General features: G+C 57.5%; 3 protein-coding genes. 2 read left to right on the top strand and 1 reads right to left on the bottom strand.

Annotation, left to right across the window (positions count from 1 at the left end; translation table 11 throughout):
* Window positions 1–277: glutamate--tRNA ligase family protein (locus tag F8N85_RS33850; protein ID WP_263596401.1), on the bottom strand; the 277-nt coding region annotated here is incomplete at its 3' end.
* A 264-nt stretch (window positions 278–541) separates the two neighbouring features.
* Here F8N85_RS33850 and F8N85_RS33845 point away from each other — a divergent pair.
* Together F8N85_RS33845 and lpxH are read left to right on the top strand one after the other, a co-directional pair.
* Window positions 542–1,045 (top strand): peptidylprolyl isomerase, encoded by a 504-nt coding sequence (locus tag F8N85_RS33845; RefSeq protein ID WP_150806917.1) that lies wholly within the window; start codon window positions 542–544, stop codon window positions 1,043–1,045.
* A complete protein-coding gene (lpxH, locus tag F8N85_RS33840) occupies window positions 1,042–1,770 on the top strand; it encodes a UDP-2,3-diacylglucosamine diphosphatase (RefSeq protein ID WP_150806916.1) in 729 nt (242 codons plus the stop codon). The genes F8N85_RS33845 and lpxH overlap by 4 nt, the downstream gene beginning before the upstream one ends.
* Window positions 1,771–1,875 lie beyond the last annotated feature (105 nt).

Genomic DNA, 1,875 nt, shown 5'->3' with positions numbered 1-1,875 from the left:
TGGCGTCGATGTATTCCTGGTCTTCCTTGGCCGGGTTGGTGTCGTCAAAACGCAGGTGCGTGACGCCACCGAATTCCTCGGCCAGGCCGAAGTTCACACAAATCGACTTGGCATGGCCGATGTGCAGGTAGCCGTTGGGCTCTGGCGGAAAACGGGTGACGATCTGCGTGTGCTTACCCGAGTCCAGGTCCGCCTGGATGATCGGGCGCAGGAAATTGACTGGAACGGCAGGTCCGGTCTTGGAATTCGAGGTAGGGTCGACAGTGGGCTTGCTCATAGGATCCTTGGACATACAAGTGCGCGGCCGAAATACGGGCCTGACAAAACAAAGCCGCTATCATAGCCGATGCTGTCAAGCACCTGACAGAGGAGGCCCGAAAACAGCTGCGTTTAATGCACCTGTTTTGAAAAACAGCCTCGAAATTCGCGTCCGGCACGCTAAACTGCGCACCCTGGCGTTTTTTTTGCCAAACCGGTTCGGGCCCGCAGGCAGCGTGAGCGCCCCGAAACCCACGAATTCCTTGAAAGAGCGATAACGATCATGACTAAAGTCAAACTGACGACCAACAAGGGCGACATCGTCCTGGAACTGAACGCCGAAAAAGCCCCGATCACCGTGGCCAACTTCGTCGAATACGTTAAGGCCGGTCACTACGAAAACACCGTATTCCACCGTGTCATTGGTAACTTCATGGTCCAGGGCGGCGGTTTCGAGCCTGGCATGAAGGAAAAGAAAGACAAGCGCCCAAGCATCCAGAACGAAGCCGACAACGGTCTTTCCAACGACAAGTACACCGTCGCCATGGCCCGCACCATGGAGCCGCATTCGGCTTCCGCGCAGTTCTTCATCAACGTTGCCGACAACAGCTTCCTCAACCACAGCGCCAAAACCGCGCAAGGCTGGGGTTATGCAGTATTCGGTAAAGTGGTCGAAGGCAGCGACGTTGTCGACAAGATCAAAGGTGTTGCCACCACTATGAAGTCCGGTCATCAAGACGTGCCAGCAGAAGACGTGATCATCGAGAAAGCCGAGATCATTGAGTGATATTGCTGATTTCAGATTTGCATCTGGAAGAGGAGCGCCCGGATATTACCCGGGCGTTTCTGGATTTACTGAGCGGGCGTGCCCGCTCGGCGCAAGCGTTGTACATATTGGGAGATTTTTTCGAGGCATGGATCGGCGACGATGCCATGACCCCCTACCAGCTTTCCATTTGCCAGGCACTACGGGAACTCAGCGACAGCGGTACGCAGGTGTTCCTGATGCATGGCAATCGCGATTTCATGCTCGGCAAGGCCTTCTGCAAGGCCGCCGGGTGCACTCGGCTCAAAGACCCGAGCGTCGTTGAATTGAACGGCGAGCCGGTGCTGCTGATGCACGGCGACAGCCTCTGCACCCGCGACGAAGCCTATATGCGCATGCGCCGTTACCTGCGCAATCCCGTCACCTTGTTTATCCTGCGGCACCTGCCCTTGGGCACCCGGCACAAGCTGGCGCGCAAACTGCGCAGCGAAAGCCGCACCCAGACCCGGATGAAAGCCAACGACATCGTCGACGTGACCCCCGAGGAAATCCCGCGGATCATGCAGGAATACGGCGTACGCACCCTGGTCCACGGCCACACCCACCGCCCGGCCATCCACAAACTGCAGATCGGCGAGCAAGCGGCCAGACGCATTGTGCTGGGGGATTGGGACCGTCAGGGTTGGGCGTTGCAGGTGGATGAGCAAGGGTTTGCGTTGGCGCCGTTTGACTTCATAGCGCCGTAAAGATCAAAAGATCGCAGCCTGCGTCAGCTCCTACGCCGATCGCACACACCCACTATTGATCGGGTGTACGCAACCTCTTGTAGGAGCTGCCGCAGGCTGCGATCT

Origin of the sequence: Pseudomonas fluorescens, assembly GCF_902497875.1 — a bacterium.
Taxonomy (GTDB): Bacteria; Pseudomonadota; Gammaproteobacteria; order Pseudomonadales; family Pseudomonadaceae; genus Aquipseudomonas; species Aquipseudomonas fluorescens_BR.
The sequence above is the reverse complement of the archived record's forward strand: the minus strand, read 5'-3'. Positions and strand labels throughout refer to the sequence as shown.